This window comes from Arthrobacter sp. DualSoilB13, assembly GCF_055389195.1.
The window spans coordinates 84,521-111,513 of record NZ_AP035866.1 but is presented as its reverse complement, the minus strand read 5'-3'; the positions used below and the strand labels follow the sequence as shown (position 1 = coordinate 111,513).

General features: G+C 60.9%; 22 protein-coding genes. 2 read left to right on the top strand and 20 right to left on the bottom strand.

Translation table 11 applies throughout. The features are described 5' to 3' along the window. Nucleotides 1–4: 4 nt before the first annotated feature. The 4 genes from ACZ5J0_RS20470 to ACZ5J0_RS20455 all read right to left on the bottom strand — a co-directional run bounded on the left by ACZ5J0_RS20470 (nucleotide 5) and on the right by ACZ5J0_RS20455 (nucleotide 4,903). Nucleotides 5–418: a DUF6262 family protein gene (locus tag ACZ5J0_RS20470; RefSeq protein WP_021474754.1), complete on the bottom strand. Its 414-nt coding sequence runs from the start codon at nucleotides 416–418 to the stop codon at nucleotides 5–7. Then, nucleotides 415–2,598 carry a tyrosine-type recombinase/integrase gene (locus ACZ5J0_RS20465; protein WP_464097230.1) on the bottom strand — a complete coding sequence of 728 codons (2,184 nt, stop codon included), beginning with the start codon at nucleotides 2,596–2,598 and terminating at the stop codon, nucleotides 415–417. The genes ACZ5J0_RS20470 and ACZ5J0_RS20465 overlap by 4 nt, the downstream gene beginning before the upstream one ends. Nucleotides 2,599–2,819: 221 nt before the next feature. After that, nucleotides 2,820–3,476: a flavin reductase family protein gene (locus ACZ5J0_RS20460; protein WP_250820570.1), complete on the bottom strand. Its 657-nt coding sequence runs from the start codon at nucleotides 3,474–3,476 to the stop codon at nucleotides 2,820–2,822. Further along, complete coding sequence (locus tag ACZ5J0_RS20455; protein WP_464094964.1) at nucleotides 3,473–4,903, bottom strand: purine-cytosine permease family protein; 1,431 nt, start codon at nucleotides 4,901–4,903, stop codon at nucleotides 3,473–3,475. Before ACZ5J0_RS20455 ends, ACZ5J0_RS20460 begins: the two co-directional genes overlap by 4 nt. A gap of 103 nt (nucleotides 4,904–5,006) precedes the next feature. Between ACZ5J0_RS20455 and ACZ5J0_RS20450 the strand changes: the two genes are divergently transcribed. Then, nucleotides 5,007–5,660 (top strand): GntR family transcriptional regulator, encoded by a 654-nt coding sequence (locus tag ACZ5J0_RS20450; protein WP_250820572.1) that lies wholly within the window; start codon nucleotides 5,007–5,009, stop codon nucleotides 5,658–5,660. 517 nt (nucleotides 5,661–6,177) lie between these two features. Here the strand turns inward: ACZ5J0_RS20450 and ACZ5J0_RS20445 are convergent. The 5 genes from ACZ5J0_RS20445 to ACZ5J0_RS20425 all read right to left on the bottom strand — a co-directional run bounded on the left by ACZ5J0_RS20445 (nucleotide 6,178) and on the right by ACZ5J0_RS20425 (nucleotide 13,071). Further along, entirely contained in the window at nucleotides 6,178–6,585 is a 408-nt protein-coding gene (locus tag ACZ5J0_RS20445) for a hypothetical protein (protein WP_464094965.1), read from the bottom strand. A gap of 189 nt (nucleotides 6,586–6,774) precedes the next feature. Beyond that, nucleotides 6,775–7,167, bottom strand: coding sequence for a hypothetical protein (locus ACZ5J0_RS20440; RefSeq protein ID WP_250820573.1), 393 nt, complete (start codon nucleotides 7,165–7,167; stop codon nucleotides 6,775–6,777). Between the two features lie 193 nt (nucleotides 7,168–7,360). Next, a complete protein-coding gene (locus ACZ5J0_RS20435) occupies nucleotides 7,361–8,629 on the bottom strand; it encodes a hypothetical protein (RefSeq protein ID WP_464097224.1) in 1,269 nt (422 codons plus the stop codon). Nucleotides 8,630–8,969: 340 nt separating this feature from the next. Further along, nucleotides 8,970–10,733, bottom strand: a complete 1,764-nt coding sequence (locus ACZ5J0_RS20430) for a hypothetical protein (RefSeq protein ID WP_464094967.1) — start codon at nucleotides 10,731–10,733, stop codon at nucleotides 8,970–8,972. Nucleotides 10,734–11,301: 568 nt separating this feature from the next. Beyond that, nucleotides 11,302–13,071, bottom strand: coding sequence for a hypothetical protein (locus ACZ5J0_RS20425; protein WP_464094968.1), 1,770 nt, complete (start codon nucleotides 13,069–13,071; stop codon nucleotides 11,302–11,304). A gap of 314 nt (nucleotides 13,072–13,385) precedes the next feature. On the opposite strand from ACZ5J0_RS20425, the gene ACZ5J0_RS20420 reads away from it, so the two are divergent. Continuing rightward, entirely contained in the window at nucleotides 13,386–14,495 is a 1,110-nt protein-coding gene (locus ACZ5J0_RS20420) for a hypothetical protein (protein ID WP_464094969.1), read from the top strand. Between the two features lie 384 nt (nucleotides 14,496–14,879). On the opposite strand, the gene ACZ5J0_RS20415 is transcribed toward ACZ5J0_RS20420, so the two are convergent. From ACZ5J0_RS20415 to ACZ5J0_RS20365, 11 genes are all read right to left on the bottom strand, one after another. Continuing rightward, the gene (locus ACZ5J0_RS20415) at nucleotides 14,880–15,431 is read right to left on the bottom strand and encodes a hypothetical protein (RefSeq protein ID WP_464094970.1); all 552 of its coding nucleotides are present in this window, start codon (nucleotides 15,429–15,431) and stop codon (nucleotides 14,880–14,882) included. A gap of 74 nt (nucleotides 15,432–15,505) precedes the next feature. Next, entirely contained in the window at nucleotides 15,506–16,123 is a 618-nt protein-coding gene (locus tag ACZ5J0_RS20410; protein WP_464094971.1) for a hypothetical protein, read from the bottom strand. Next, a complete protein-coding gene (locus ACZ5J0_RS20405) occupies nucleotides 16,120–17,808 on the bottom strand; it encodes a type IV secretory system conjugative DNA transfer family protein (protein ID WP_464094972.1) in 1,689 nt (562 codons plus the stop codon). The genes ACZ5J0_RS20410 and ACZ5J0_RS20405 overlap by 4 nt, the downstream gene beginning before the upstream one ends. Further along, the gene (locus tag ACZ5J0_RS20400; protein ID WP_464094973.1) at nucleotides 17,805–19,451 is read right to left on the bottom strand and encodes an ATP/GTP-binding protein; all 1,647 of its coding nucleotides are present in this window, start codon (nucleotides 19,449–19,451) and stop codon (nucleotides 17,805–17,807) included. The genes ACZ5J0_RS20405 and ACZ5J0_RS20400 overlap by 4 nt, the downstream gene beginning before the upstream one ends. Beyond that, nucleotides 19,448–21,010, bottom strand: a complete 1,563-nt coding sequence (locus ACZ5J0_RS20395) for a hypothetical protein (RefSeq protein ID WP_464094974.1) — start codon at nucleotides 21,008–21,010, stop codon at nucleotides 19,448–19,450. The genes ACZ5J0_RS20400 and ACZ5J0_RS20395 overlap by 4 nt, the downstream gene beginning before the upstream one ends. 28 nt (nucleotides 21,011–21,038) lie before the next feature. Further along, a complete protein-coding gene (locus ACZ5J0_RS20390; protein WP_464094975.1) occupies nucleotides 21,039–22,931 on the bottom strand; it encodes a hypothetical protein in 1,893 nt (630 codons plus the stop codon). Continuing rightward, nucleotides 22,918–23,700: a hypothetical protein gene (locus tag ACZ5J0_RS20385; protein ID WP_464094976.1), complete on the bottom strand. Its 783-nt coding sequence runs from the start codon at nucleotides 23,698–23,700 to the stop codon at nucleotides 22,918–22,920. Before ACZ5J0_RS20385 ends, ACZ5J0_RS20390 begins: the two co-directional genes overlap by 14 nt. Nucleotides 23,701–23,703: 3 nt before the next feature. Next, nucleotides 23,704–24,048: a hypothetical protein gene (locus ACZ5J0_RS20380; protein ID WP_253469826.1), complete on the bottom strand. Its 345-nt coding sequence runs from the start codon at nucleotides 24,046–24,048 to the stop codon at nucleotides 23,704–23,706. A 14-nt stretch (nucleotides 24,049–24,062) separates the two neighbouring features. Continuing rightward, nucleotides 24,063–25,241 (bottom strand): MinD/ParA family ATP-binding protein, encoded by a 1,179-nt coding sequence (locus ACZ5J0_RS20375; protein WP_464094977.1) that lies wholly within the window; start codon nucleotides 25,239–25,241, stop codon nucleotides 24,063–24,065. A gap of 41 nt (nucleotides 25,242–25,282) precedes the next feature. Continuing rightward, nucleotides 25,283–25,807 (bottom strand): hypothetical protein, encoded by a 525-nt coding sequence (locus tag ACZ5J0_RS20370; protein WP_464094978.1) that lies wholly within the window; start codon nucleotides 25,805–25,807, stop codon nucleotides 25,283–25,285. Further along, entirely contained in the window at nucleotides 25,807–26,901 is a 1,095-nt protein-coding gene (locus ACZ5J0_RS20365) for a M23 family metallopeptidase (RefSeq protein WP_464094979.1), read from the bottom strand. Before ACZ5J0_RS20365 ends, ACZ5J0_RS20370 begins: the two co-directional genes overlap by 1 nt. Between the last annotated feature and the right edge of the window lie 92 nt (nucleotides 26,902–26,993).

Genomic DNA, 26,993 nt, shown 5'->3' with positions numbered 1-26,993 from the left:
TCTGTTATGGATTCGGGATGGTCGCGGGGTCTGGTGATGGACTTTGGCGGCGTTGTCCGAGGGCGTGTGCGAGTTGCTGTCGCAGTCGTTGGTTCTCGTCGTTGAGTCGTCGGATTCTGTCGTTGGCCGCTTCGAGTCGTTGCCGTAGCGAGGCCTCGCTTGCCCGCTGTGGCTGTGATGCCGGTGTGGGCTCCGCTGAGGCGTGGTTTTGGCGGAGGCGTTCGATTTCGGCGCGGAGGTCGGGCTGGGTGTAGAGCCAGGACCGGGAGACTCGGGCGTATTTGGCGACGGCGTCGAAGGTGACCGGTCGGCCTTCCGCGTGCAGCGTGCGCAGCGCTTGGACGGCTTTGGACCGGGTGAGAGCGGCGCGCTGCTGTGCAGCTTTGATCAGGTGCCGGCTGTTGTCGGGGCGGTTCATCCGGCGGCCTCGGCTGGTGCGGTGTCGTCGAGGGAGTCGATGATGCGGTCCAGGTTGTGCAGCACGGCCTGGTTCATCTCGATGAGCCGGGTCTGTCCGCGGGCCTCGGCCGCGGAGAGGATCTGGACGGTCTGGCGGCGCTGCTCTTGGTGCTGGGGGAGGAATTCGGCGGTGGTGACAAACATGGGACAGGTCAGGCAGGCGTTGGCGTGCGGGCAGGTTTTCTGAACCGGCAGCCCGCAGAATCCGTTCGGCAAGCTCTGCGTCGCGCGGCCGAGGCGTTGTTTGGCCCAGCTGGCTTCGGCGAGTGGTCCCTGCGGGTCAATGGTGATGGTGTCGCCGTTGATGTTGACCTTGCGGGCTTTCTCCCAGTGGCGACGCACGGTCGTGTCATGCAGCCGGGCGTAATGGGCGGTCATCTCCGCCGAGGTGTGATCGAGGAGGACCCGGACAACTTCCTGAGGAACGTCGCGGTTGATCAGTGTTGTCCCGAAGGTGTGGCGCCACTGATGCGGAGTCAAGCGCACCTCTTGCCCGTGTTCGTCGCGAATGTCGCAGCGTTCCAGCCAGTCTTCAAGCTGTCCGCGGTAGGAGTGTGTGGTGAGCGGTTTTGCTCCGTCGGGGTTCATCTTCGGGGCCGGGAACAGCCAGTTGCTGCCTTCGGGGAATCGTTCGCGGACGCGTCGTTGCTGATCGAGGATGGCGGTATGGACTTCCTCGTCGAGGGGTACGAGGGCTTCGCGTTTCATCTTCCGGTTCATATAGCGAAGGTATGGGGCGCCGTCACCGTCACGGACCACGCCGTCTGATACCAGGTTGCAGGCGTCCCCGACGCGCAGTCCGCAGCGCATCAGTATCAGTGTGAGTAGCCGACTGTCGGGGCTGGTCCATTTGCCGAGGTTTTCGGGTTGGTCGAGTTGCGCCATGATGTGATCGGCCAGGGCTCTGGGCAGTCGTTTGGCTGGTCGTGGGAAGTCTTCGGGGTAGAAGTTCGCCGATGCCGGCAGGTCCTTGGCCCGGTCGTGGCGGCGGATCGCGGCGAAGAAGGCGTTCAGGGAGCTGATGTCGCGGCCACGGGAAGTCACGGCCCGTTTATCCCGGGCGAGTTCGGCGAGGAAGCGTTCCAGGATGCCGCGGTCGATGCAGTCCGGGCCGTCGGAGTGGGGGATGGTGTGGGCGAGGAACGCGGCGAATCGGTTCAGGGCGAGGAGGTCGATGCGGGCTTGGATGATTTCCCTGCCGCTGGTCAGCCGCCATCGGATGAAGCGTTTTGCCATGGTGCGCAGCCACGGTTGCGGGATCTTGTCGAAGCGGAGGGTGCCGCGGGTGTCGGTGTAGCCGAGGCGGTGCAGGGCCCAGACGTCGCGGGAATACTCTGACTCCCAGCCGGTGCCGGCGGCGAGGTCTTCGAGCCGGGTGTAGGCAAATCGCAGGAATGCGAGTTGCCCGTTGTGGCGGTGACTGCGGCCCACCCGGCCGGCGCTATAGAACGCTGCCCACTGGCCAAGATTCCACTCCAGCAGCGAGGTGACGCCGCTGTCGGTGAGGAGCCGGATCACGGGCGTCACAACGGAGGAGCGGGTACTGGCCCGGCGTTCATCGTGGCGGCATTGCAGGGCGTGCTGGAGCTCAAGCCGCAGCTGGGGACGATCTGCCAGGCATCGGAAATCGAACCGGTCCAGGCCCACGCTTTCGCACCGGGCGACGAACTCGTCGATATCCGGTGTGCCAATGGCGTGCCAGCGGGACTTGTGGTTCAGACACAACGGCGAGTTGCCTTGGGCCCAGAGGTCGCAGAACGCGAGCCTGCATTCGGGCCGTTCGGTGGCTGGCTCGGGGGAGAGGGTAGCGAGCCACTTATTCACGTCGGTCTCGCTGGAACGACTGAAGAACCCGTGATGGCTGATGCAGAGGCCGCGTCTGGCCGAACCGAAGCGGCACCAGGTGACGGTGCATGCCGCCAAGGGGCCGTCGCCTACGGGTAATGGGCCGGGGCTGGCGAGGAATGACTCCAATTCGGGGCGTCCTTGGTCCAGCCAGCGCTTGTAGTGGCTTTTGCAGAACCCTTTCACCGTACGTTGCCGTTCACACTTGTCGATCCGGCAGGGCTCGGTGTTGAAGACGACGGGAGTTCCCGCAGCTACTTCTACTCCCGTACTTTGGATGCCGATAACGGATATTCCGTCAAGCTAGCAATGCGTCACAGGGCATGGATCTTGCACGCACCGTGGCGTCATCCGTTTTGGTTTTAGTGGTGGCAGACGGCATGGACGGCAGTGCCCCGCCTCGGTCGGAGGCTTTCAGGGGTTGCGGGCAGCGTGTCTTTAAGGTGACCTTTTCTGCGTTATTGGTGGCTGCGGCCTCTGCCCGGGGTTGAGCAGAGGCCGCGTGCTGGGGTTGTTCAGGCGGGTTGGCCGGCCAGGCCGTAGGCTTCGTCCTCGGAGGCGTGGGGGATCTTCATCTCGAATGTTTCGGTGATGGAGGTGTAGTCGTGGTAGCCCATTCGGGCGAGCGGCCTGATTTTTTGTATGTTGAGTCGACCGTCGGGGGTCAGGACTTCATCGTTGATGTGGATGCGTTCGACCTGTGCAAAGACGATGTCGATGGTGCCGACGTTGGAGTTCCCGGTCATGCGGTGGGTCGAAAGGTAGCGGCATTCGAAGTGGACTGGGCTTTCGGCCACCATGGGCGTGGGGGAGAGCTCCGCGTAGCGCTTGGTGATGCCGGCGCGGTCGAATTCGTTTTCCTCGAAGGGCAGGGCCATAGCGCTGATGTTGACGGCTTCACGGAGGTCGTAGGTGGCCATATTCCAGACAAACCATCCTGTTTGCTCTGCGTTGAGGACTGTATCTTTTCGTCGTCCGTCCGGGTATTGGTTGGCGGAGAACATCACCATGGGCGGGTCGAAGGTGAGGTTTTGCCATTGGCTGTAGGGGGCGAGGTTTTCCACCCCATCTGGGCTGATGCTGGAGAGCCAGCCGATAGGGCGTGGGACGGTGCAGCTCTTGAAGGGGGAGTAGGGCAGTGGGCTGCGCTCTTGCGAGGGATCGTATTTCATGAGGTTTCCTTGGTGCTGGTGTTTGCTGTTGCCGGGACGGTGGTTCCCAGGCCCTGGTCTGCGGTGGACACTTGGAGTGCGAAACGACGTGAAGTGGCGTAGTAAAGACCGCCAGCAACGACGAGGCCGATGAGCCAGGCGATCTCGGCGCCGCCGAGCCAGTTGGCTACGGGTCCGACGTAGAGGGTGCTGTTCATGAAGGGGATCTGGATCAGCACGCCGATGGCGTAGGCCAGGAAGGCTCCCTTGTTGAAGCGGCCGTATTCACCGTCGCGGAGGAAGAGTTGGGCGATGTTGTAGCGCTCTTTTCTGACCCAGTAGTAGTCCACGAGATTGATGGCCGACCATGGGGTCATGAAGTAGAGCAGGAACAGCAGGAAGTTGGTGAAGTTGGAAAGGAAGTTGTCCGTAGCGGCCAGCGCAATCGCCAACGAGACCGCCGAGATTGCCACAACGTAGAGCGATCGTTGGCGTGGGCTGACCCTGTCTTGTCGCGTGAGGCTCGTGATGATGGTAGCCAGGGACATATAGCCGCCGTAGGAGCTGAGCGTATTGCCGGTGAGCTTGCCGCAGATGACCGCGAGCAGGACCAGCGGCCAGATCGCGCCGCCCAGTCCGGCGAGGTAACCGACCTGGTCGTGGCCGAAGGCCTTGCCGCCGAGGGCCGCGGCGAGGGCACCGAGGATCATAGCGAGTGAACCGCCCAGGACGCTGCCAAGGAAGGTCCAGCCGATCGTGGCACGCTTGGGTGTGTTCTCGGGGAGGTAGCGTGAGTAGTCGGCAATGTATGGCCCAAACGTGAGCTGCCAGGATGCTGACAGCGAGACCCCCAGGACAAACGCCGCGCCATCGAAGGCGTTCGTTTCGGTTATGGTTCCGATGTTTCCGTCGGCCATGATGCGGATGAGAAGGATCACGAACACCACGGCGCTGAGGACAGCGGCGATGTGGGAGAACTTATGGATGTAGCGGTAGCCGATGATCGCCAGGGTCGTGGACATCAGCGCGAAGACCATGGCGCCCACCTCCGCGGGGACATGGAGTAGAGTGCCGATCGCCTGACCGCCAAGGACCAGCCCGGTGGCGTAGAAACCGACGTAGATCATGAGGGCCAGAACGAGGGGCAGGATGGCCCCGAAGTATCCGAACTGGGCCCTGCTTTGGATCATTTGCGGGACGCCGAGTTTGGGGCCCTGCGCCGAGTGGAGGGCGGTGAAGAACCCGCCAACAGCGTTGCCCAGGATGATCGCCGGAATGGACCACAGCACGCTGTTGCCGAGGATGACGAACAACGCCCCGGTCACCACCGCCGTGATGGAAGTGTTCGCGGCGAACCACACGAACAGGAGGCTCCTCGGTTTCCCATGCCGTTCTTCGGGTGGGATGAAGTCAATGGAGCGCCGCTCAACGGTAACGGTCTTCGCCATTGCAGACCTCGAATCTATAGAAAGTTGGAAAAATTGCGGTGCGCGCTTGACCAGTATGCGACCAATATATCGGTTGTGCAAGGGGTTCGGATAGAGTGGTGCCATGATGCAGCAGGGAAAGGCCGCCCAGGCCTACGACGAGATCGAACGCCTCATCGTCTTCCAAGAACTGGCGCCGGGCTCACTTGTCTCGGAGGCCGTCCTGATGGAGAGGACCGGTCTCGGGCGGACTCCGGTCCGGGAAGCGCTGCAGCAGTTGGCCCGGAACCGGCTGGTGGAGATCCACCCGAACAAAGGTGTGCTCGTTCCGCCTGCATCCGTCGAGGCCCAGCTGCGCATGCTTGAACTACGCCGGGTGCTGGAGGCCCTAGCCGTCCGCTTGGCCTGTCAGACCGCATCGGCAACTGATCGCAAGGCTATGCAGGAGATGGTGGAACTGCTGGAAGCAGACCGGTTCACGCTCCGGCAATACCTTGAGACGGTCAAAGAAACCCACATGATGATCGTGACTGCGAGCCACAACGAATATCTCGCCGATGCGATGGCGCCACTCCAAGGGCTCTCGCGCCGGTTCTGGATCACTCACGTTAGGGACGAGCAAGCAGAAATCAGCCAAGGCTCTGCTCTACATGCCAGCATTCTCCGCAGCGTGCTGGAGCGAGACGCCGAGAAGGCAGAAAAAGCCAGCCACGCCTTGAATGACTACCTCGTCGAGTTCGCCTACCGCACCGTCCGCACCCGCATCGGCGGCGCCTGATCACATCACCGCCGCGAACAACCACACCAGGCGCACGGTTCGGTAGGTGGCATTCGAAGCTTTGGGTGGAATACCTCGCCAGAGGCGGGACTGGATCCGCTGAGAACCTCAAAGCCTTCATCACCGGGCGAACGGCCCTGGACCAGATGGCAGGAGCGGATATCCACGCTTCTGGGCGCCACCCAGCGATTCCCCTTGCGCCTTCTTAGTCATGGCGACCTCGAAGAGGGATACGACCAGTTGTAGTGACATCCACGGTGTAAACGTGGATGTCATCGGCGCCGTCGGAAGAAGCCAACGGAAGGTTCACTTCGCAGTCGCGGCTGCGGGGTGTAGATCGCCTCAGGAAAGCCCGCTGGCCATTCACGCCGGCCAGATCCTCCGATGATGACCCGGGGGGTAATGCTAGTCGAGGCGCCATTTCAGTCCCAGAGCAGTGAAGGCTTCCTGGATGGCTGCGGCCACGTGGTGCAGGTCGACGAGTCGTGGTTGGCCCAGCTTCGGACTGGTAGGCGGGTCACCTGGACGTTCGAAAATGGCCCACAGTTGGAAGGTCATCGCCGTGGCGGGAGCGGAAGGTCGCGCCGTCGACCGTGGTCGTGTCGTACAGCCACGCGGCGACGGCCTGAGTCAGTTGTCTCGGTCTGGCGTCCTTGAGTGCCGAAGCGTCGAAATCCGTCAGGCCGAGACTCAATGCCTTGGCGACGAAGTGCGGATACAGTGCACTCACGGTGGCAGAGGCGGTGACGGCACAGTAGTTTCCACTGAGTTCGGCGCGGGCCGCGGCTCGGGCGTCGAGCCATTCCCGGGGTACTTCTCCGGGTCGAATGCTCGGGTACAGGACCTCGTCTTCCTCGTCTTCGATGACCTCGTCCAGCTCCGCGGCGAGCCGTGGATCGGGGCGGAAGCCAGCAAGGACTTCCAAGAGGCACGCTTTCAGCGATGAGCCGGCGTAGACGGTGCGGAAGTTACCGTGCAGGTCGTCCCAGCGCCCAGGAAAACGCCCGTTAGTGGATCATTCCCAGCCGCTCCACGCCCACGGTTCCGGGCGGAAACCGATCCGCCACACGGTGACCGAGGCCGGGACGATCGTCAGTTCATTCAGTTCCATACCTCAGCCGGCGGCCGCGAAAGCCCGGGCCGCGGCGAGGACTTGTTGTGCGGCCTCGTCCACGTGGCCTTCCCGCAGCAGCCGGGCAGGGGGGACGTCATCCAGCTGCGGGTTCATGCCTTGGAACCACGCCTGGACCACCGCACGGGAGTCCCGTTCAGCCAGCAGTGCCGCCACGTGGTAGGCGTGCCGGAGCCGGGTCATGACCTCGGCCGATGGCTTCCGTTCGCCGTCGGCCCATTGCCGGACGGCGCGGGTTTCCTTGACTGAACCGATGTAGGCGACCAGCTTCGCACCCAGGATGTCCCGCAGGTCACGAACCAGCTCGGCTTCGGGCAACCTGATCGAGTCTTGATGGGCCTTCAGCCCTCCGCGGGCGCCTGCAACTGCTGTCATGCTTCCATGCTGCCATCGATGACAGTTTGTTTCAACCCTTAAATCACACGTCAAATCACAGGTGCTAAGACGCCGATAATTGACCTTATGACAAGTAGTACTCTGCGTATCTCGGTAAGGGACCCCGCATCATGCACAACACGCGGAGGGCAATTACGCAACAAGTTAGACCTTGACGTCAGGGATGCCATCGTCACGGTAGTGCTGGTCCTTCACCCTCGTTTCCCTTCGCCGTCTCTCCCACCTCAGCCTGTCGGATGTTAGTGAAGGGATGCGCGTTCCACGCTTGTTCAATTACAGGATTCTCCTCAACTGCCTCGGATCCGAACTTCGAGCGAACAGACCACCCTCGGGATTCCGGATCGTTTAAGAGGCCAAGCAAGAACGAGCCCAATGGACGTCGCAAGCAGACCGCCCATTCGAGTTCAGTGATGCTAACAACGAACGCTGGGATTCCGTCATCCGTTCTGTAGGAAGGCCGAATGAGAGGAGAATTTACGACATGAAAGTCTTCCATGGTTACTACTAAGCCGATGCGAGGCAGTGAGCTAGGAATCATGGAAAGCTCAGGCTGAAGGCTGTCCATCAATTGGCTTGTCGTGTTGAGCTGCTCAAAAGCTTTCGCTAACATCCGCGACATTTCTTCGTGTGACCGATCATTGGCCATTCGAACTGGGTCTGTAGGCCTTACGGACTTAACCTCGACCAGAAGCACCGCTGTGTCCAGGACGACGAACCAGTCGATAGTCTTTTTACGCTGTGGTCCATAGCTGATCTCTGGATGCACTACTGCGTTGGGTATCAGTTTGAGCTGGCGCCCGACGTACTGCTCAAAGAGGTCGCCCATGTCCTCGGCGAAGCCGCTGCCCCATTTGTCCACTCCGGCGTAGTAGATGCCCTGTGGGCTAACTTTCCTCATGATGGCCGGGGCAACGGGGATAAGGAGGGTGCCAGAAATCCCTGAGATTGCCGGAGTGCTTAAAAGCGGGTTATGGGAGAATCGGCGGTAGGGTCCGGCGTGGTATTGAACAGCATTGGCCTTATTAAAGTCTTCTCGGCTGGTCGTGTACTGGGTTCGTAAGATATCCCGGATTGTTTTAAGCGGCATGTACTGGTCTAGGCCCAGCGCATTTTTTTCCTCTAGCCATGAAAGGTCGAATGTCCCCCTATTGGGGCCACAAGCCGTCTGAAGCAAAAATCCTGTGCCGACATATTCGGCCACCGAGCCGCCTAACAGCTCCTCCGCCCAACCCGTGCCCATAATTCTTGGTTTTTTTGCGGGCACCGTTTGAGTAAGCATCCCCACAGAACGCGAGATTGTCGCCATTGGAGGTAAGTTATATGCGAGTTGCTCGCTTGCGAGCCTGAGAAAGAGGTTAGCAGCAGCACCGGCTTTCTGCTCTGCTAGATCAGGGTCCTCCAAGTCATTGTATGACTGGACGCACTTCAACAGTTCGGCCACGCCTACCGGAGAATCTCTGTGTTCATTACCATGGACCAAACTTACGCGTGCTATGTCAGCAAGAGCCCACGGAGTCACTAATGTTCGAGCGATCGTGAGTCTGGTATCTGTAGGTCTGAATGCAGAACTGACTTGAGCGACAAGCGGAACAAGCTTTGAGGGCGCGTAGCGGCGAACCCTCTGTACAGTATCTGCGTCCCGCACGGCTCCCCGATCAAGCGTTTTTCCGAGTGCTCGACTGTCCAATTGTTTATTCAAAACGACACTGCGAGCCGAATCGTTCGTATGACATTCCAACATGCGTCGTGGCCCGTAGGAACACAAGGCTGTGGATCAGATCTCATTGTCGTGGCTCTCCCCGGTAGCCGGTCAGATTTGCTACCGCCTCTGTGCGCGCAGGGCCGTTAGCAGCAGGTGAGAAGCTGTTTTCGGTGATCTCGAGCTGAGTAGGCCATTTGTACCCGCGCCGGAAGGACGGTAACCGCCGGATTCGCCAACGCCAAAGCCACGCTATGAACCGGATAGTGATCACTATCCCTAACAGGCCGGCCATGGTGAGCCACGGACCCCAAAACCCCTGTCCTGCCAGCCACCTTAAAGGAAGCAAGAGCCACGACTCCTCTGGTTCGGCTTCAGGGATGACGGATAGAAGGTCTCTGATAGGAGGGAATGCGACGATGAGACCCAACAGCGTGGCTATGAATGTAATCCACCAGGCGCGGCTCGCCGCACGTTCTGCGCTTCGCGTGGAATAGGCAGCGGCAGACAAATTCAGCGCTGTTTCGATCGTCTTTCGGATTTCGGGTGCCCCGAACTCGTCAAGGACGTGACGAACGACGTCCCGTGCCTCGCCAAACCTCAAGTCACGCTGCCGTAGTTCCGAGAATAGCCGAATTGCCCTCTTATACCTCGCCCTTAGTCTTCTTTCGCCAGTCACCATGCGCGAAACGTCCTCTTCTAAGGATTGAAGCCGAACGTATACAAGCATTGCGTACTCAAAGAGAAGCACCGTGTCGAGTTCGGGAATTCCTCTCGGCCGCTCCCCCGCCCATTGGACGTAAGTTGCTGAACCGAGTCTCGCAAATAGTGAGTGGTTTCTGCTGAGGGACAAGTCTTTCGGAACCGACGCGTGCTTCGACACGTCCCTGTCGAAGGAGCTGCGGTTCGCCAAACGGATGAGGTCAGCCTGGTGGTTCCGTTGCCATTCTTCTGGATCGCAGCATTTCGTAGGTTCCATGATCGTAACCGGGTACATAGCCCAGAACCCGTGCGATCGCTTGATTACGCTGAGGATGCTCGCAAGATGAAGGTGCAGAAGGTCAGTCATAGAAACAGGTTCTAGATGTTCGATCTCGCCCAGAGGCTGCCCTGCATCGATTGTCCCCTCAGAGAAATCGGCTAGCGGCTCCCACGTAGTCCCACGCAAAAGGGGCAGCGACATCTGCGATCGGATGAATATTTGTTCCGGCCCCCACATCATGGCTAGCAGCTGGCGAACGTCCAAGGAGGTGTCCGCTTCTAATGCCAGATCGATCTGCACGACTCCGGACTCATGCAGTAGAAGTCGCGGTTCAAAGACCACGTGGTGCACTGTTTCAGAACCCGGAAGAGCGAAATCGTGGTAGCTCTCCCTTAACATCAGGCGGACGAAGCCATCATCGTCACGATCCGGCCCACCAAAGAGGTTTGCATCGCTCCTACGAACGAAGGCCGAGACCATCTGGCGTTCAAGATAGTTCTTTTCGGCCTCAGCCAACGACACCAAAGGGTCGGGCTCACTGGAACAGGGTTCGTCATCGGGAGGCAGCGTCGGGTATTCGGTGTACTCGGTCCCGGGTGGTCCCTCCTGTGTTTCCTCTTGATTCTTGCCAAATGAAAGTCGCAGTCCAGGAAGAACCCGCCAAACCGTAAAGAGTGGATGAAAAAGCATTAGTCTTACAAGACTTCTGAGCGACTTAGATTCGATGAATTCTTTCAGGCGAGGAGCGACGTTCTTCGATAGCCACTTTGCTCTGATAAGAGGTATCCCGAAGCGGGGATCTCGCCACGCGAACGCAAAGACCCCCTTCCACGTTTCTTGGTCAGTTGCCTCATTCACGATCATGACGCGGGAGCGCAGCTTTTGAATGCGACGCGCCTGTCTTCTTTGGGCATAAGGAACCCGCACCGCCGTTTCAGACGGCCACGCGGCCGAAACGGCCAGGTCAGCGTCCAAGAGCACCCGGACCCATCGAGCCAAGTCCGTGCGGCCATGCAACGACGCCGTCAGAATGTGGTGCACTGAAGCAGAACTGAAGGTGGGCTTATGCGTGCCCACGCGGGCACGTGCAAATTTGCTGCGCACCACTTGCCATGAATGACCCATGCAGACTTCCGTTCCTCCAACGTACTTTCACTAGCTTCTTGCCAACCTTTTGTTCGCGTCCGTACACGGCTCAGTCCTCTTGCAACAGCCGTCCCACGGTGCTAGCGATAGTTCGGATCTCTGGGGGCTGTAGCCCTGAGAAATACTCACGTCATTGTTCTCGAGAGACCCGTTCGCCAACGACTCCCAAGCTTAGGGCTGTGGGCCGTGTCGAATGCGTGGCGACTGCGAAATTTGCCGCAAGCTGTCGCAGGTATCTAATCACTCCTGAAGCTCAGGAGTGATCCCTGTGAGGCTTATTTTGCGGCTATGACCAGACCCACCCTAAGCGACAACGGAGCCGCCTCTGGGCCATCCTGGGCAGGGCCTCGAGGCTCTGGTGAGCAGTATTGATGGGCATGGCACAAAGAAGTCCCGCAAGTCGAAGAAGCAGCGCGGATTGGTGCTCGGTAAAATCCATCAAGAAGCCGTGAGCACTGAGATTGCGGAGGTTCAGTCCTGGCGTTAGCAAAGTCATTCGAAAGGCTCGGACCCAGTTGGGGTCGAGGTCCCGCTTGGCAAGGGCATCAACGTAGAAATCCATGGCAGGAAAGCGCCCCGGTGAGTCGCCTCGTTGTGTGCGGTAGAGAGGCTCGTCGAGCGCGCGGAGCAATCCCCGCGCAGCACTTTCGATGAGCGGAATACAGAGTCTTGCTGAATCTGAATACCTCTGATCCCAATGAAGGTTTAGCGACTGAGCGAAATAGTGTGAAAGGGATCCATCGGCCGAAAGGGTTTCGACCATCCATAGGGCAACCTGCTCAACGTCAGGTGCTGAAAAACGCGCACGAATGTGCTCAAGCTCAAGTGCAAGCAGAATCGACGTGGTGCTGAGGTTAATCGTCTCCGTCCGCGTGATCTCTTCGTTCGTGAAGTCTTCGTTGGTGCGCTCTGGAAGGCCATGTGCACCGTAGCTGGTCCGTGTAACGAGGGACCTTATTGATCCCCGCGCAGCACGTCCGGCTGTTCGTTTGTTTGCTTCATGATCACCGGACGGCGATGGGCCTGCCAGGAACGTCATGAGTGCGTGGTTCCAACTACGTGCGCGGGCGTACTTACGAAGATGAGCTCGGAAAGCGTTCTTGGACAGCTTCCCCTCGTAGTAGACCGATTCCCACCCCATCGTGGCTTGGTCTATTGACTGCATCACTATCACGGCCGCGTCCCTTAGTTCGGAAAGCCCATAGTCATTCGCCAGATTCACGGCAGTTTGAGCGTGGTGCATCTTAACCATTCCATGGTCTTCATTTTCGGCCCGGTTTAGGTATTGTTCCGTATGCCATCGCCGAGCTGCCTCCAGCTCAGTCGGTTCATTCGACAGGCGAAAAAGGGTCTTGGCGACCTCATCAGTAAAAAAGGTTGCGGCCTCTCCGATCGACAGCAGCTGGCTCCGCATGACCTTGCGCTCCTCATCCAAGATCTCTCCACTCCTAGGCGGAACGGAAAGCGCAGCCAGCAAAGTCAGAGCCGGGCCCATTGTCTCTAGGTTGGATGAAAAGACCTCACTCTTCGCGTACATGGCCTGACGGACAGGCTCTTCCTCGGTCATACGGCGGGACCTGGCAATGGCGTTTGCTCGTGCGAGCGACAGAGCGGACTGCTGCGCTGTGACTCCGTCAATATCGGGGACCTCCATATAGGAGGCAATCGTCACTGCTGCATGCGCGGGTCTTGCCCTTACACGTGAAGTCAGGAGAAGGTCTGCCAAATGCGCCCTGACGATGGAAGGCTTTAGAGCATCGAAGACTTCCCCCCAAAGTGTCCATGCACCGGAAGGGGTCTCAGACATCGGGCGGGTAGCTGTGACAGAGAGTCCGGACTGAACGAGCTTCACCTCACCCGCGGTTTCAAAATCTTCCTCGAGCTCATGCGTAAAGGCAAAATCAAACTCTGCCCGTAGGCTTTCGCTCAAAAGCTGGTATTTATCGTTGGAAGCAACCTGCGTCCAACCCTTCAGAAGTTCATCGCTTAGTTTTGTGGCCTCCTCTAATAGTTCTGTAACGACTTGAACATCCGAAGGATCGAACTCGTATGCCACATTGCCTCTTCTCAGGGATTGGAACTGACTAAATAATCAGGATGCTCTGCTCCCCCATCGTGCCAGCAGCTCCCTGTAGTCAGGAACCAACAACTGTCGTGTCCTGCACTTGATGAACTGGGCCGTACGTCAACGCTTCGAGTCGCTGCTTGAATGGACCTCGGAAGCGAGAGTTCGGTCCAGCAAGGTTTTTGTCGTACATCTGAACAAGCCGACGCCCAGGACATGGCACCGGGCCGAACAATGCCAGCGCGGACTGCGCCTGTAGGCTGATTTGACTGGCCGGCAGGCCCGGCTGATGGCAAAGGGAGAACATGGGGAGTTTTCGCGAGCGGGAGGCACAGGAGCGTCTACGCTTCCTTTACGCCCGCACTCCCGGGCCAGTGGTGTTCGTCGATGAGAGCTTTCGCCCGCCGGGCAACAGCTACGGTGAGCGCCCGTTCTACACCATGAGTGGAGTCACGATCCCCAAAGAGTCGTTGGAGATCGTTCGCAAAGAGCTCGAACGCATCGTTGATGCTGACTACTGGCACACCACCGAGGCGTACGCTGGGAAACTCGGCCCCGTTGAGGAACTACGTCCGCGGATCCTGGAGCTGAACAACTACCTCGCGCAGACCGTGGATTTCAGCATTGTCACTGTTCAAACGGAAGTCAGGATCGGTGGTGACGGCATGGCGAAGGCGCGGGAGGAATGCATCACTACCCTTGCCCGCGCTGCCACCAAATCCGACCGCGAAAATCCACCCCGGCTGATGGTCTTCGAACGCGTCAATGAGGACCACAGCCCGGACGCCAACCGACAGGACCAGGAGGTAGTGGCCAGGTTGCGTAAAGCCGGGCTATTGGACAGGCAGGTGACAGTGGAGGCCGTCTCACCACGTGATGAGCATCTGCTGTGGGCCGCTGACCTGTCTTCCTGGAGTTTCTACCACCAGATGGCCAGAGCAGAAGGGGCATGGTTTCAACCACTCGCGCCGGTCACTACGGTGCTGCATGCCCGGACCGGGCTGCCCGTTAAAGGAAGCAACCCCCATCTGCCGCAGCCAAGTCCGGGGGTCCAGCCAACTGTCGGCACTCAAAGAGGCGGAGGGCCGGCTGTTGCTTCTGAATCAAGGTTAGTCCACCAGGGCAAGGAGAACCAAGCCCTCAGGGCCGTACGGGCTCAAGCAGATACCCAGCGCCCTGCGCTTGACCACTCCGTCAGTCTGGGAGTCGGAACGAACTCACCCAAAAGCATCGACGCGATCAAAGAGCGCTTCGACTGGTACCTCAGTGCCCAACGCAGCCAGCGCGCAGACCCTGCAGCTTCCGAACCCATCCGACAGCTTCTCGAACAGGCCGCCCAAGCCCTGAAGGAACCCCGCCGGCGGGATGGCCCATCCAACGCGGGACCGAACATCGGTCCGCAAGCGGCGCCTTAGGCTGCTAAGCCGCTGGTTCTTCCTCCAGCACGATGTAGACCCGGTGCCCTGCCCCATATCGTCGGCCCAGCATGTCCTGGGTGCTGTGTCGCCGGAAGCCTGCGACACGATACAGCTGACCGGGTTTGAGAATGAGTTAGTGTTCATTGAACTGCATCGTCGTTCCGACCCCAGATAAAAGCCCTTGGTTGCGGTGATGATGAAGTGGACGTTTCGGTTTTCGGGGCTCCATTCCTCATTGGCGCCCAGACCCGGTGCCCCCTGCCGGGTGAACCCCGGATCGACCGAGGTCGAAACCGGACGGTCATCCCAACTGATGGTGTCCCCTGGGGCCAGAGCCAGAAGACGGTCCCACCATTGCCGGTCCAGCAGGTAGGCACGGGACTACTGCCGGTAGGTCACCACGGGCCGGGGCAGCTGGCCGTGCTCAGCGATCCATGATCCGAGCTGTTGCACCGGTTCATCGGGGATCCGGCCCCAGCGGTTGTAATCGTCCTTGGCGTGGTTGTGCAGTACGCGCTGGACGTTTTGAGGAACGCTGTCCCAGATCGTTTTGCGGTGCTGTTCCAACATCTCGATCACCGATGGATCAGGGCCGATGGCGTAGGCCGATGGATACCCGGTCAGCACCGCCATGGTTTCGTAATAGCTCAGGGATGCAGGACTGCCTCCAATTCCCAGCTCGTCCTTCTTGAACGTCTCATAGTCCTGCCGGGTGGGGAAGCCCCGCTCTCGCGGGCTCTCCACCCGGAACGCTTCAATAGCGGATACTTCCTTGGCTGCCAGCGCAAACGCGAAGTCACGACTGGGCTCTGCCGGATCTTTGCGGACCCACCACCGTTGGCGGCGTCGTATTTCCTCGCGGGCCTCACGCGCAGCAGCACTGAAGTGCTCGACAGCCTCTCGAGGGGTGGACTGTTCACGGACGGCGCGCACGAGAGCCTGCGCGCACTCTTCACATCCGTACCGTCCCTGCCGCTGATGCCGCGGGACAGCAATACAGACGATGTTCATTGAGGGCCTAGGGCGGAGATGAACTCTGAGAAGCCGTCGTCGGTGGAGGGCTCGGCCTTGGGGCGCGGGTCCTTGTGTGCGGGTATGCACGCTGCCAGGCCCCAGTTGCTCTTGATGATCCGTGCAATGGCCGGCCAGAGGATCCGTTCATGCCAAGACGCCGGAGCATCGTTCGGTGTTTTTTGGCCGTAGTAGGCTGCCCGCCAACCGATCCATACCCCGGTGAGTTCTTCCACAACGGGCCCGTGCCGGTACCAGCAGCCAGGAATCCTGGAATCGGCCGTTACGCCGTAGCGGCCGTTGTACCAGTCAACCCAGGCGCGCAGCTCCGTCAAGAGCGCCGCTGCGCCAGGTCCGTCCAGTTCCTTCCAATTCCAAGGCGCCGGTTTCTCAGCGGGCGGCGTCCGGATCAGCTCCCCGACCAGTCCGGCCAACCCGTCGACGTCTGCTCGGAGCTGGCCCAACTGGCCGTCATGGTCCAGGACCAGTTCCTCCACAGAGGGCAGGACGCCGTTGCTGTCAACGCTTGCCGGTGCATCACTTTCGGTATAGGAATCCTCCGGTGTTGGTTCCTCGTCCGGTAGCGGGAGGTCGGCGTATGGGTCCTGGCTCATGCGGTGATCCGGCGAGTCATGGCTTCGGCGGCCTTCTTGTCCTTCTTGATCTGCTCAACATCTTCCCGTTCCCAGTACGGCGTCAATTCCACAACGGCCGGGCGGACGTTCGTGTAATGCATGAAGGCCTTGCCCTGGGGAAGTTGCTGGATTTCGTGGGCACGGATCACTGGGCGTTCCTCTTCACTGGTGGTCTTCGAGGACCCACCCTTTCCTTGCGAGGTGGAGATGCGCTTGCGGTGGGTGGTGCCGGCGGCTTTCGCCACGGTTTCAAGTTCGGCCATTTCCTCCAGCCCGGGAAGGAACAGCCGCACGGACGAGGTGCCCCGGATTGCCTTGGCCCCATCGTCGCCCCAGCGGGCACGGTTCTGGGCGAATGACTGGCTGAACCCGATGATGCGGATACCGCGCCCGCCGGAGTCCGAGAGGGCACCGGCCATTTTGGGGAAGGCTGCAACGTTGGGTGCTTCGTCCAAAACCATGGTGAAGACCGGCCACAGGCGTCCCCCGGCGCGGGTCTGGGAGATTTTCTGTGCTTTACGGAAGACGTGGTCCGCGAACATTGTCACCAGCGGAGCGACCGGGGAATCTTCCCCATCAGTCAGAAGGTAGAGGGTGTTGGCGCCGGAGAGGAAGTCTTCGACGTCGAAGCCTTGTCCTTCCCCAGGAGTGAGGAACTTCAGGGCCTTAGGCGAGGACAGAGGCTCCAGCAACCCTGCAAGGGTCTCCTGGATGGAGTCCACCGTTTCGCCGGCACGGGAGGAAGTCAGCGCCTGCAGGCGTTCAGCGAACGCCGCAGGTGCCCCGTGCTCCCGAAGGATTTCCAGAGGTTCAGGGTCCGCGAAGTTGTTGGACCAGCGCACAACGTCCTCAATCGTTCCACCATCGAGCGCCGCGGCGTGCAGAAACCGGCCCAGAATGGCTGCAGCCTTGGAATTGAACCAGTCCCCGTTCTTCACGTTCCCCATCGGTTGGGCACCGGCCCAGGCTTTGCCCCGGGCAAGGGCTTCGTCCGGGTCCTCGCATCCTGCGACGGGGCTCCAACTGATCGTGTCAGGCCAACCGGAAATGTCCTGCAGATCGAAGACCTGCGCGCGGCCGCGCCGCTTGCGGGCTAACGCTGTGTACATCAACAGGTCATTCTTGGTGGACGTCGCCAGCACAGGCCCTGGGGCATCCAACACGATCCCGACGGCGATGTAGAGGGTCTTTCCCGATCGCTGCGGCGCGTAGACCCACATCGAATCCTCGTGCTGGACGTAGAGAACTTTGGCATCCAGCTTGAACGCGGGCACAATGATATCCGCTTCAGAGGCGTCCTCGGGCAGATGCAAGGACTGACGGGCCTTGGCGAGTGCGGCCTTCTTGCCCATCCGTGGTTCCAGATCCTTGTACCGGGGCAGGCCGTCATCTTTGGGCTTGCTGCCGCGCAGGGCAGATAAGTACGCAGCCCCGACAAACGTCACGATCGCCAACACGATGCCGATCCACGTTGCGGCACCTGGCCAGAGGAAAGTTCCGGCCTTGAACCGGGCCACCAGTTCGGTGAAGTTGGTCCACGGCATCCCGGTGGGTGTCAGGAGTTCACCAAGGAACGCGGAGACCCAGGCAATCACCGCCAGAGCGATGACGAAACCGGCGAGGCCGAGTTTCAGCACAGTGTCTGTCGAGGTTTGCTTGCTCATGCCGGGATAACCTCCGTGGCTTCGTCGATGACTTCGGTGAAGGCGATGGTCGAGGTGGACTTCATGGCACCGTCCGTGTCGGTCAGCTCCACCTCCAACGGGCTCCGGACGTGGATGGCTTCGAAAGGATCGAACTGGTCGATTTTGAACAGGCACGTCCCCTTGACCAGCTTCGTGATCACTTCGGCCGTGCCGACCGGGAGCGTGAACATCTCTTCGCAGGCCAGCGCGTCGGCACTCTTTTGCTGCTTGTACAAAAGGACCGTGCCGCATTCCTTGAGCATGGAAATCGCCGGACTGTCTGCCGGGATATCGGAGATGTGGTGGAACGCGAACTGACACGACAGGGACAGTGCCCGGGAGAGCTTGGTGTTGCGGCGGGTCACCGTGGCCACCGAGCCCTGAACGGTGTGCCAAGCCTCTTCAATCAGCAACACCGTAGGGACCGCTTCTTCCTGACGGTAGAGGGTGTTCGCCAGCCAGGTGTTGATGATTGTCATGACGATCGGCAGCGCCGGGCCGTCCTCGGGCAGCAGCGACACGTCAAAGACGGTCAGGCCGGCGTTGAGCTGGATATCAGCGCTGGTCTCCCCGTCGATCAAACCGGCCAGGTCATCCTCGATCATGCGTTCAAGCTCGAAGGCCGGGTCCTGACCCCATTCGCGCAACTCTTCCACGGTCAGGTCAGTGGCTTTCGCGGCGTCTTCGTTGGGCGCGTAGAGGGCTTTCAGCACATGCCCGATGTGCGCGACTTCCCCGGCCTTCTTCGCATCCGTCAACGCCTGCCGGTGCGCCATGCGGACCGCTTTGCCTTCCTTGGGCGTCATAGGCCGGCGGAGGGCTTCTTCCATGACGGCACGGACCAGCATGGACTGACCGGCCGGGGTGCGGAACGCTTCTGCACTGTCGTGGTTTTCCTCGTTCAACCGGGCCGCGATACGGGGGTCCAGGATGTTGATCCGGGATCCACCGCCACCGATGCTGAACCGGACCGGGGCCACGTCGAGCTTCCGCGCAAGCGGCGTGTACTCTCCCCCGCCGACATCCTTCTGGTACTTCTTATCAATCACGACCACGCGGCGGCCAAGGATCAACTGACGCAGCACGCCCCAGGTCTTCATGGCCGAGGACTTCCCCTGCCCAAGGTCACCGATGTAGCAGACGTTCGGGGATTCCAGGGTGTCACCGTAGGCGGTGAACGGGTCATGGACGATCATCCACCCCGAACCGGCATCAACCCCGAACACCAGGCCGCGGTGCGACGTCGGCGGGGAGGCAATCGCCATATGCGAGAACTCCATCTGCCGTGTCGAAGACGGCACACCCGGTGCTGCAGGATCGTAGAACCCCAGCTTCGAGGCGAACGCCCACTTACGTTCGTGATGCCAGCGGGTCTTGGCGGTCGCTTGGGCCTCGACCAGCTCACGGTCCCTGGCTTCCTTCTTCTCCGCCTTCTTCACCGCACGCTTGCTCCCCGGTTTGCTCAATGGCTTGTTGCGCCGCAAACCCTCGGCCGCGGTGCCGGCTGCAGAAGCTTCGAGCTCCAGCGTCCCGGCACGGGCCTGAGCCCGGAGTGTCCGCTGGGACTTGTTGGCCGCAGCCCACGGCAGGCTGAAACGCTTGACATCGTTCGTGGTGTTCATCGGATTCCCCTCGTGAACGGCATGGTGGTGATCAGGGCAAGGTCGTTGCGGTGATCCAACCAGTCAATGAACTCGATACCGGCATCGGAAGCTGCGGCCTCAACAATGTCGGTGGTGGACAGGATCTCGTTCGCGTCCTCCACAGCGAAGGAGATATACAGCCCGTAGGCTGCGCCGTGGTGGCCGGAGCCGGGCTTCAGATCCAGGAGGCGTTGGTGGGAGGCCCCCATCAGCACTTCTTCGGTGCCGTCGGTGACGACACCGGACTTGGCGACCTTGTTCCCGGTGGCCCTGTCCATCGCGGCGTCTGTCCGGGCTTTGGACCGGGCGCTGCGGGCGTCTTCAAGTTCCATCACCATGGAAACCGAATGCACCACTGCGGGTTGGATGCCGCTGATGATCGCCTCCAACGCCTCGACCGGGATCGGGGCCGGGCTGAACGCGGAGGCCGGGACGTAGCCGGTGCGGATGTGCCAGTGATCATTCACTACCACCGAGATGGGAGACGCTGCGCCGTCAAGGTGCTGCCAGCAGTCCATCAGGTTGGCACCGTCGTAGTCGTCAATGTCGAAGTCCGGGTCCTGCAGGTGGCGCAGCAGCGCGGCCATGGCCTGGGGGCCAAGGGGCCGGGAGTTGGTGATCGAACCCATCATGGACGCCTGGGCCATGGCTGAGCGGATTTCCTGATAGATCGCCTGACCGATAGCTTCGTCCCCTGCCCCGTACGCTTCCGCGCGGCGGTACAGTGCCGGGGAGCCGGGGATCCGGAACGTCTCGTAGGTACGGTGCTGTTCGGAGCGTGAGCGGGTCGTCTCGCACAGCTCGCCGTAGGACTCCAAGAGGATCCGGGGAACATTCTGTGCGACGCGTTTTTTGACCCACAGCAGGTGGTCGGCCGAGTCCATCGGCACGGCGCGGGCGAGGGTCTGGACATGGGTGACGAGGGACTGTCGGCGGGCCAACCGGGCGAGGTACTGGCCACGGGCGACGTGTCCTGATTCTTTCCGGTATTCCTCCCGGATTCCCGAGGACGAACCCATGACTTCCATCGTGGCCGTGTAGTAGGACTTCTTGACCTTGCCCTGATGCCGGAAGATGACCAGCGGACCTTCCGGGGTGTCGATGGCGAAGTGGCGGACGGTGCCCACCATGAGCGGTGCGTTGTCCTTATGCCGGACAGGGACTTCGATCATGCCGTTCTCGTCGGCGCGATCACTGTCCTTTTTCCCGGCCTTGATCATCCGTGTCTGCGGGCGGTCCTTCACCGGGACGTAGATCAGGGACTTGTTCTTGGCGCGGACCTTCTTGTGCCGGACCTCCACGAAAATGGCACCCAAGGAGCGGTGGCCGGAGAGCTTGTTGGGCGTGGTCAGGATGACTCCTGCCAGAACCAACACCGCGGCGAGGATCAGGGCAACGATCTGGCTGCCGCCGGCCAAAATGATTATCAGTGCGGCACCGATGGAAACGGACAAGCCGATCCATTCCGGTGCTGTCCGGTTTCCCCCGAACAGGCCACGGCTCTGGACCTCGCCGCCGACAACAACCATTCTTCCCATGACTACCTACTCCTTGCCTGTACTTCTCTTACCGGCCACTGATGTGGTCGGTATCCGGTGCCATCGAACGGGCGGAACGCTGCCCGCGCATGGAGGCCTGACGTGCCGCTTCCCGGCCCGCCAGCAGGAACGCCGTCGCGCCACCGGCTGCAACCTTCGCGGATCCCCGGCCAACTGCCCCGGCACCGGTTTTCAACGCTTGGCTTGCCTTCGCCCCGCCGGTCCCGGCGCGGTCTGCTCTCTGCAGCTCCCCGATCGTGCGGGTTTCCGGCTGCCCCTGGGCCTGACTGCCTTGACGGTCTTGGCCCGAGGAAGAAGTACCCCGCTCGTTGGGAACCCTAGGGGCACTGCGGCGTCCGGAGATGCCGGAGCCATTCGATCCAAGTCCGGAACCGCCCTGGCCCTCTGATTGCGGTGTCATCGAAGATGGGCCCTTCGTGGCCGCCGCGCCGCCATAAGGACCTCCGCCACGGTTTGCTCCGGACTGGACTTGGGCAGTCCGTTTCTGCCTGATTGCCGAGGAGATCGCCGCGCCTGCTCCGGCGACCATTGCTGGCCCGGCGATGGACTGGCGGCCCTCACCAAGGCTGGTCGAGGACGATGGCATGATCGGGACGAACTTGTAGAGCATCGGCAGGGCGAAGGCCAGAACGCACATCGCGGCCGCGGCCAGGAACACCGATGTGGCGTTCACCATGCCGTCGTCCACACCCTCACCACTAAAGGCTGGTCGGGTGGAGATATAGCTGAACACGGCACCCATGATCAGCAGAAGCAACGGTTTCGAGAAGGAAATGCCGAGCCACAGTGAGGCGATCTTGCCTACTCGTTGGCGGTATTTCGGGTGGATCAATAAGCCGATCATGATCGCGATACCCAGCCCCAGCAGATACAGGGCCAAAGGTTGTAGCGCGAGCAACCCGAGCATGGCCCAGGCTGAGAGGAACAATAGACCGAACAGCAAGACGGCCGCCAGGGGTCCGAATGCGCCGCTGGACTCATAGGAGGCGAATCGGGAGATAGCGACACCGAAATCCGTGACCCTGCTTGAGGTCCAGAACGTGATCCCTTCAGTGATGCCGCTCATCCATCCGTTGATGACGTAGCCGATCGGAGGACCGAACAGCACCAGGATCATGGATAGAGGTCCGTACCAGAACAGCGAGTCCCTGACGGATTCCATGTCGATCTCTTCGTTCGAGACGTCTTTCCAGAGCTTGAAATACATCAAACCCATGACGATGATGCCGATTCCGGAAAACAATGCCCACGTTGCGCGGAAACCGTCGTCAACCACAAATTCGGAGACCTTCAACAGGTTGTTCAGCACCTCGTTGGTGGACTTCACGCCCTCGGCCTTAACCGTGTTAGCGAAGTCCTCGAAGCCATTTTTCGCGTTCGCGATGAACGCCACGGTATCGACCGTGCCCAGGACGACCTGACCGCCCGGCATCGCCGAGATGGCCGTCCGCATCACCACGCCGGCAATGGGAGCGAATTCATTAAACGCGGCCCCTTGGGCGCACCACGCTGTGGCTGAGGCCGGCGCACCAGCTCCGGACAGCGCCGCGCAGAACGGGACCGTGTTACTGCCGTCGTAGTCGAGGGATTTCTCGGGCGTCGTCAGGAAGGCACCGAACGCTTTTGTCGCAACGTTTTCACAGTTGCTGCCACCCATGGCTCCGAAAAACCAAGGATCGGCGCAAGCTGACTTGCCCAGTTCCTGGTTTAGCCGGTCTTTAATCTTTATTCGCTGGTCCTCCGGCAGCCCTGCGAGACGTTTGAGCTGGTCTGCGTTCAACTTCTCAGACTTGCTTGCTTCGTCCGCTGCCTGTGCTGGCCCGGCGGAGACGACACCGAAGCTCAGGAACAACGCCAAGAAGACGGCGACTAGGCGGATCGTCCTACTAACGCTTAGCATTTGCATACTCAACCCACCCCTCACGGCTGATGTCCTTGAAGAAGGCGTTGACCAGATCGTCCCGCAGAACCGGAGTGGGTTCGTCCTCCATATTGGTGCCCACGCTCATCGGGCCGGCGTCCTTGACTCGACCGCCGAAATCCTGACCCTTGGCCACAATCGCAGCATCGGAAATCTTCCAGTCACCATCCCACACCAACTCAAACGTGACAGTCTGGAAGACACCGTTCGCAGCCTTGTTGACTCTGGCGGAAACGGCTCCAGTGAACACCTGTACAACGGCTTTTTTCTGCTCGTCGCAGCTGGCAACCCGGTACAACCCACCAGCAGCCACATCAGTGCGCGCGTACCACCCACCTTCAAAAGACCCAGGAACCGGACTCTTCGCTTCGGCGAGAACGTTGTTCGAAGAGGTCATCCTCTCGAACCAAGGACCCGACTTGGCTACCTCAGTGAGGGTCTTCTTTTGCTGTGCCCACGTATCAAGTTTCAGGTCTTTGATGAGGTGGGTGTAGTTGGCGGCGGCCTGGGCGGCTGAGTCGCAGCTGCCGCTGTAGCCGGTGACGGTTTTACCGTCGCTGGCGGTCTTGGTCCCGCCCTCACCGATTTTGATTCCGGAGACGGGGAACCCGAATTTACCCGAGGCCTGAAGTGCCCCGGGGTCATCCTGCTTGGCCGCTGGTGCCGGCGGGTTCAAAAGTACGACGGCAACAGCGATGACCAGAATCACCGCCCCCAATGCTGTGAGGAGTTTCCAGTGCTTCCGCATGGGTTAGGCCCCTGCTGCCGTGGCGAGTGCCAGGATGCCGCCGATGATGACGCTTGCTCCGGCTGCGGCACCGAAGGCGATGCCGGTCTTCTTGGCCCCTGATGCGCCTTCTTCGATGTCGTCGGAGTGGCCGCGGTTGCGGGCGACGCCCCACTTCATGAGGTTCCAGAGGAAGGCGCCTGCGAGGAGAACCAGTACGAGAGCCCAGAGGGCACCGAGGATCATTTGGACAGCTCCGGTGAACTTCACACCGAGGACGTCGATGCTGGGCGTCACGCCGTCCAAGGGATTGTCTATGGTGGGTACGGCGCTGCGGATGATGATTTCGTTGCGGATCGTGGTGAACATGACTATTAGGCTCCTTAGAGGTTGATGGTTTTGGTGGAGGTGGCACGGTCGATGGCCAAGAGGCCTTCAGCGATTTCCGCTGATGCGCGTTCGAAGGCGCGGCGGGCCGGGTCGCCGACGAGTTGCCAGTCGATGATCGAGCCGGTATCCAACGCCGCGTCATACGGGATGTTGATCAGGACCCGTACCGCGGAGGCAAGGTTCTCGCGAAGCTCCGCCTGTTCGGCTGCGGAGACTTTCGCCCCGCCGCCTTGGGTGACCAGGACGACGGCGTTGGTCACCAGGTCTTTGTAGTGCGGGTTGCCGGTGCGCTCGGACATGGATTCGAGCTGTTCGATCATCCGCAGGGCGGAGACGACGGCGTTGCGCTTCAACGTCGTGGGAATCACCAGCTGGTCGGTGACCTCGATCGAGGCGAGCCAGTTCGCTGAGCGGGTGTTGTTCCCGGTGTCCACGATGATGGTGTCGTAGAAACGGCTCACCACCGTGTGGATGCGGTTGAACTCGTCGGCACCAATGGACTTCATCCGGTCCGCGTCCTCGTCGGCGACCAGGACGGAGAACTGGTTGTTGCCCTGATGGCGGGTGTAGTAGGACAGCTCGCCCTTGCGGGCGGTGACGGTTTCGAAGGACTCCAGGACGTTCAACAGGTCCCACACAGTGCGGGTGGAGTCGTTGGCATTGGTCCGGACGCCGGCGGTGCCCATCATTTCGTTGTTGTCCCACACCAGCGTCTGCTGGCCGGAGTGGATCCCGAAGGTGGAGCCCAGCCCGACGCTGCACATCGTTTTGCCGACCCCGCCCAAAGGCTGGGCGACCATGATCTGCATCGGACGGGAGTACACGCGCTGGATCGCGGACAGGTCCGCCCGGCGCGCAAGCTCGGCCGCGCCCACTTTGGGGCTGATCAGACCGAAGCTGACCGCCCGCAGGAACGCCTGCCAGCCGGTGGCCGGCGGCAGCTGGTCGTTCACGTTCTCCTTACGCAACACCGCTGCGCTGCGGCGGCCGCTGACCAAAGGTGCTTCCCGGTGATCCACCGCCGTGGGCGTCGCTTCAGCAGAAGCAGGCTCGGGATCCGGTACGGCGTGGATGATCGTGGCCGGGTCTGCGGTGGTGGTTTCAGGCTCGGTGTCGGTCAGGCTGATGGGTGCGCGGCTCTTCCGTTCGCTCCCTTGCCAGTTCGTGCTCATCGGATGGTTCCTCTCGCTCGTTTCAGGTTCTGTCGGTGGGTTCATGAGGTCGGGTCTTGCGGGGATATGGCTGTGACCAGCCAGGGCTGTTGCTGCCCTGAACGGTGCAGGAGCATCCTCCAGCGACCCGCGTCGGTAGCAAATGTCGCGGTGACGGTCATCGGGTTACCGGCGTCCCTGCTGATCGCTGGTCCGTCCGTGATCTTCCGGATCGGGACCCGGGCCGGGTCGATGTACTTCGCGTTCTCCGCGTACTCGGGTGCCAGGTGCGGGGCCAGGTCAGCGAACCAGGTTGTTTCGGGGACGTCGGGACGGGCGAACAGGGCCATGGCTCTGGCGGAGGTGTCCTTGACTGACTTCTCCGACGCAGCATCCCATGTCACTTCCGGGACTCCGTAGTGTTCATCGGCTTCGTGGTCGTGGCTGTCCCCGGCATGGTGGCTCTCCTGGCCGGTGTTTACCGTTGGAGTCGAACCGGCTGCCGGTTCACTGCCGGAGGTCCCCGCGCAGGCGCTGAGGGAGAGTGCGGCGGCCAGGACGGCTGTCAGTGCGATGTGCTGGCGCATCAGAGAATGCCTTTCTCTTTCAGGATCGGAGTCGGGTCGATGGTCGGATTGATCGGGACCATGGGATTGGGCAGGGCCCCGGCGAAGAACTCCATGTGAAGGTGGCGGCCGGTGACATTACCCGTCGCGCCCTCGGTGCCAAGCGGCGTTCCGGCGGCCACGGTGTCACCTTCCTTGACCTTCACCGACCCTGCTTCCATGTGGTACATGCCGATGGTGAGCTTTCCATCCACTGTCTGGCCGGTAACACCGGTGCCGAACAGGCCATCAAGATTGCGGACCTTGACGATCTTCATATCCGTCAGGGCCACGATCGTTCCCGGTCCTCCGGGATGAACGAAGTCGATTCCGTAGTGGAAGTTCGCCAGCACTCCCCCGGCGGTGCCGGGAGGTGCAGGACGGGGCCCGTAGCCGCTGCTGTTGGTCGCCCCTTCCATGGGAGCGACCCACTTACCGGCCAAGTCCCCCACAACCTGGTTGCCCTCAGCCGGGCAGACGCCGGACGGGTCCACCGCAGCGCCGGACTCCCCACCCAAGGCTTTGAAGACCTCTGTGGCCTGGGCACGGAACTTCGTGTAGTGGTTCGGGTCCGCGTTCCGCTGCGTCCGGTGGATAGCGATGGTCGGTTCGAGGGTTTCCCAACCCTGCACTTTCTGGAGGGCTTTGAAGAAGTTCGTCGCCGAAATGGTGGGGTCCATCCGGTCCGCATACGATCCCCACGCGCCATTGGCGCGCTGCTGGAACAGCCCACGCGAGTCCGGCCCGGCCCCGTCGCCGTAGTCGATGACACGGAGCGTCGACTCACCGATTGCGGCCTGGATCCCGATCAGCTGTGCAGCGACTGGCAACTTGAGGGACTTGGCAGCGTTCATGATCGCATATGCGTTCTTCATCTGCTCGGCATCAAACCCTGCCACTCCCCCGGCCGGGGCAGGACCAGCGGATACACCCGCTGGCGCAGCACACGATGAGGCCGCCTGCGCCGGATCACTGTCATCTAAGACAACAGTGATCAGGCCAACGGTCATCAGCGCCACGATCGAGGCGCCGGTAATGACGTTGCGGACGGTCACTGATGGGGTCCTGGGCTGCATAACGCCTCCTAAGAGGTGAGGCCGGAGAGGGATAGGTGTGAATAGATCCAGGGGTAGCGAATAGTTTAATGCCCCGCTAATTCAATGACATC

Excerpts from the sequence above, each read along its gene's own strand:
- ACZ5J0_RS20470 (WP_021474754.1), bottom strand. The coding sequence starts at position 418 with ATGAACCGCCCCGACAACAGCCGGCACCTGATCAAAGCTGCACAGCAG.
- ACZ5J0_RS20460 (WP_250820570.1), bottom strand. The coding sequence starts at position 3,476 with ATGAAATACGATCCCTCGCAAGAGCGCAGCCCACTGCCCTACTCCCCC.
- ACZ5J0_RS20455 (WP_464094964.1), bottom strand. The coding sequence starts at position 4,903 with ATGGCGAAGACCGTTACCGTTGAGCGGCGCTCCATTGACTTCATCCCA.
- ACZ5J0_RS20450 (WP_250820572.1), top strand. The coding sequence starts at position 5,007 with ATGATGCAGCAGGGAAAGGCCGCCCAGGCCTACGACGAGATCGAACGC.
- ACZ5J0_RS20440 (WP_250820573.1), bottom strand. The coding sequence starts at position 7,167 with ATGACAGCAGTTGCAGGCGCCCGCGGAGGGCTGAAGGCCCATCAAGAC.
- ACZ5J0_RS20430 (WP_464094967.1), bottom strand. The coding sequence starts at position 10,733 with ATGATCGTGAATGAGGCAACTGACCAAGAAACGTGGAAGGGGGTCTTT.
- ACZ5J0_RS20420 (WP_464094969.1), top strand. The coding sequence starts at position 13,386 with ATGGGGAGTTTTCGCGAGCGGGAGGCACAGGAGCGTCTACGCTTCCTT.
- ACZ5J0_RS20410 (WP_464094971.1), bottom strand. The coding sequence starts at position 16,123 with ATGAGCCAGGACCCATACGCCGACCTCCCGCTACCGGACGAGGAACCA.
- ACZ5J0_RS20405 (WP_464094972.1), bottom strand. The coding sequence starts at position 17,808 with ATGAGCAAGCAAACCTCGACAGACACTGTGCTGAAACTCGGCCTCGCC.
- ACZ5J0_RS20400 (WP_464094973.1), bottom strand. The coding sequence starts at position 19,451 with ATGAACACCACGAACGATGTCAAGCGTTTCAGCCTGCCGTGGGCTGCG.
- ACZ5J0_RS20395 (WP_464094974.1), bottom strand. The coding sequence starts at position 21,010 with ATGGGAAGAATGGTTGTTGTCGGCGGCGAGGTCCAGAGCCGTGGCCTG.
- ACZ5J0_RS20390 (WP_464094975.1), bottom strand. The coding sequence starts at position 22,931 with ATGCTAAGCGTTAGTAGGACGATCCGCCTAGTCGCCGTCTTCTTGGCG.
- ACZ5J0_RS20385 (WP_464094976.1), bottom strand. The coding sequence starts at position 23,700 with ATGCGGAAGCACTGGAAACTCCTCACAGCATTGGGGGCGGTGATTCTG.
- ACZ5J0_RS20380 (WP_253469826.1), bottom strand. The coding sequence starts at position 24,048 with ATGTTCACCACGATCCGCAACGAAATCATCATCCGCAGCGCCGTACCC.
- ACZ5J0_RS20375 (WP_464094977.1), bottom strand. The coding sequence starts at position 25,241 with ATGAGCACGAACTGGCAAGGGAGCGAACGGAAGAGCCGCGCACCCATC.
- ACZ5J0_RS20370 (WP_464094978.1), bottom strand. The coding sequence starts at position 25,807 with ATGCGCCAGCACATCGCACTGACAGCCGTCCTGGCCGCCGCACTCTCC.
- ACZ5J0_RS20365 (WP_464094979.1), bottom strand. The coding sequence starts at position 26,901 with ATGCAGCCCAGGACCCCATCAGTGACCGTCCGCAACGTCATTACCGGC.